Consider the following 3,884-nt stretch of genomic DNA (forward strand, 5'->3'; position numbering starts at 1 on the left):
CCCGACGTCGCTGACCCCCACGATCCTCGGCGGTGCGAGCGCCACCCCGACGGTGAACCTCGGGCAGATCGACTTCGCCGACGACGACATCGACGAGAACAACGAGACGGTGCTGGCCACGCTGACCGACCCGGCGCAGGAGGTCACGATCGCGACCGTGTCCGCGACGCAGACCATCACCGACAACGACGCGTCGCCCACCTTCGCGGTCGGCGACTATCCCTTCGCCGAGGGCGACGGCGAGGTCGACATCCCGGTCGACCAGGTCTTCGACCAGAACGTGTCGGCGACCGAGCGCACGATGACGGTGCACTACGCCACGCAGGACGGCACCGCCAAGGAGAACGACGACGACTACGACGGCGTCTCCGGCACGCTCACCTTCACCGGTGGCGGCCCGACCTCCAAGCCCGTCAAGGTGGACATCGAGGACGATCTCATCTTCGAGACCGACGAGACGTTCACCGTCAAGCTCTCCAGCCCGACCCCGGCCGGCGCGGTGATCTCGAAGGACACCGGCACGATGACCGTCCAGGACGACGACAGCGGCCGCAAGCCAACCTTCACCGTCAGCGCCCCGGCGACGGCGGTCAGCGAGACCACCACCACAGCCAACGTGACCATCAACGTGTCGCCGAAGACCACACAGGACATCGACTTCGTGGTGTCCGCGGAGGCCGACCTGGCGACCAGCGGGCAGGCGGGTCCGGGCGGCAGTGACTACACCGTCGGCACGACGGCCAAGGTCCTGGCGGGCACGACGAGCGTCACCGTCCCGGTGACGATCCTCAACGACACCGTGTACGAGGGTGCGGAGACCGCCACCATCAAGATCGCGCTGGCCGGCGGTGAGACCGACGCCGACACCAACTTCCCGGACAAGTCCACCACCTTCTCCATCGCGGACAACGACAACGTGCCCACGGTGAGCCTCAACGCCGTCGGCAACAGGGAGAGCCAGTCGGTCGATGTGACCGGCACGGTCCTCGGTGTCGCGCAGCGCGTCGTCCCGATCACGGTCACCGCCACCGGCTCTCTCAACGGCGCGGGCACCGATGCGGCCGAGCCGGGCGACTTCAGCGCCGCGGGCCTGAACGTCACCGAGATCCCGGCCGGCGACCAGACCGGTGCGGCGGTGCCGCTGGGCTCGATCACGCTGGCGGACGACCGGATCGACGAGAACCCGGAGACGGTCAAGGTCAACCTCACCGTGAACAGCGTGGCGGCGACGCCGGTGTACTTCCTGATCGCGGACGACGCGATGGACATGACGCCGACCATCAGCGTGGCCGACGCCGGAGTCGCCGAGGGCACCCTGAACGCGCAGCTCACCGCTTCGCTCGACTTCACCGCGCCGGGCAACGACGCCGAGGCGACCGAGAAGACGCTGGGCGCGCACTGGGCGACCGCCGACGGCACCGCCAAGGCCGCCGAGCCCGACTACACGGCCTCGAGCGGCAACCTGACCTTCGCCAACCCGGACACGGACAAGACCATCAACGTGCCGATCACCGACGACGGCCTGTACGAGCTGGCCGAGGACTTCTTCGTCAACCTGTCGGCGCCGACCGGCACGACGATCAGCGGAGCCTCGGCGAAGGTGACGATCACCGACAACGATGGCTCGAACAAGCCGACCTTCTCGGTGACCGGATCGGACACCTTCAAGGAGGGGACGGCACCCGGCAAGGTCGAGTACACCGTCACGATGAGCCCGAAGAACACGCAGGACGTGCACTTCACGGTAGAGGTGATCGGCGGCACGGCCACCCAGGACGACTTCGCCACCCCGACCGGCACGCTGACGATCCCGGCCAACGCGACCACCGGCAAGATCGATCTGACGGTCAAGAACGACGTCGTGTACGAGCCCAACGAGACCGTGATCTTGAAGGTGGCTCTAGACCCGGCCGAGATCCACGCCGGCGGCCCGGCGGTCCAGAAGACATTGTCGATCACCGATGACGACCCGAAGCCGACGGTCACGCTGGTCGCGGAGTCCGGTGCCGAGGGTACGGATCTCGTCGCCGCCGCCCGCGTGCACGGGGTGTCGCAGACCGATACGACGTTCGGCCTGTCCTTCACCGGCGACGCGACCGGCGGCAACAACGCGGCTGAGGCCTCCGACTTCGTGGACAACCACGAGGCCGCGATGATCCCGGCCGGCACGGAGGACGGGTCGCTGGTGACCTTCCGTACCTTCCGCCTCAACAACGACACGATCGACGAGCCGGTCGAGACGATCCGGATGGTGGCCACCAACGCCGATGGTGACGTGCCGTCGGACCCGCAGTACTACCGCATCAACGACGATGTGAACGACGTCCCGCCGTCGGTGACCGTCGGCGACCTCACGGTGAATGAGGACGACGGGACGGCGTCCGTACCTGTGACTCTCGCCTTCCCGCCGACCACCGAGACCACCGAGACCGAGCAGGCGGTGACGGTGAACCTGGCGACCGGGGACGACACGGCGGCCAGCCCGTCGGACTACTCGCCGGAGGCAGGCCCGATCAAGTTCGATCCGGGCGTCGACTCGTCGACCTTCGACGTGCCGATCGTCGACGACTCCCGCAACGAGAGCGACGAGACGTTCACCGTGACGGCCACCTCCGTCACACCGGGGAACACCCCGCTCGCGAAGTCGACGGGCGTCGTGACGATCGAGGACAACGACCAGAACGTCAGCCGGCCCGGATTCTCGGTCGCGCCGGTGTCGCAGTTCGAAGGCGCTGCGGCGGGTACGGCGACGTTCACGGTCACGCTGGCCGATGTGGCGGCGGACGACGTCACCTTCACGGTCGGCGCGGCGGACGACACCGCGTCGGATGCCGGCACCGGTCCGGGCAGCAACGACTACGACCCGCCGTCCTCGTCCTCGGTGACCGTCACCCAGGGTGTCAAGACCGGCCAGTTCAGCGTGCCGGTGAACGGCGACGCCGTCTTCGAGGACGAAGAGACGATGGACGTGACCGTCACCCTCGCGGAGGGCGAGCGAGACGCGGTCGGCGGCCCGGCGGCGACGACGCTCACCATCCGCAACGACGACGCGCACCCGACCGTCCGGCTGTCCAACGCCTCCGCCTACGAGGGGGATCAGATCCTGCTCAACGGCACGGTGTCCGGCAGCACGCAGGACACCACCGACGCCGAGGTCACGTTCAGCGGCGGCGAGAGCGCCGAGGTCGACGACTACAGCCTCGACGGGGTGACGCTGGAGGGCGCGATCCCCGCCGGCGCGGTCACCGGCACGCCGGTCAGCCTCGGCGTGCTCGACCTCAGCGACGACACCGTCGACGAGCCGATCGAGACGGTGCAGGCGTTGTCGGGTACGCGGACCACCACGTACCGGATCCTCGACGACCCGGACGACCTGCCGCCGACGGTGTCCATCGGCGACGCGACGATCGGCGAGGACGAGGACTCGGTCGACCTGACCATCAGCCTGAACTTCAGCGGTGACACGACGTACACCGACTACAACGTGGTGGTGCCGTGGTACACGACCGACGGCAACGCACGGGCCGGCTACGACTACGACGCGTCCGAGGGCAACGCCCTCATCCTGGCCGGCACCGACTCCGCGGAGATCAACGTGCCGATCAACAACGACGCACTGTACGAGGGGGACCAGACGTTCGTCGTCGGACTCGACACCCCGCAACCGAGCGCGGTCAAGAACTCGGACGACACCGCCGACGTCACGATCGTGGAGGACGACGAACCGTCGGCGCCGACGCTGACCGCGCCGGTGAGCCGGCCGGGCCAGGGCCTGGTGACCATGACGGGTACGGCCGGCGAGAGCGCCACCGTGGTGCTGTGGGGAGCTCCGGGGAGCTTGGCCTCCGGTAAGTTCGCCATGGTCGCGACCACGCAGGCCAACC

The 3,884-nt window shown here is 68.5% G+C and carries 1 protein-coding gene; it reads left to right on the forward strand.

The genetic code is table 11. From position 1 onward, the window contains the following. Positions 1-3,884, forward strand: a 3,884-nt coding sequence (locus AB0M20_RS31170) for a Calx-beta domain-containing protein (protein WP_364303907.1), incomplete at both ends; no start/stop codon positions are given.

Source organism: Actinoplanes sp. NPDC051633 (assembly GCF_040681735.1).
In the GTDB taxonomy this organism is placed as follows: domain Bacteria; phylum Actinomycetota; class Actinomycetes; order Mycobacteriales; family Micromonosporaceae; genus Actinoplanes.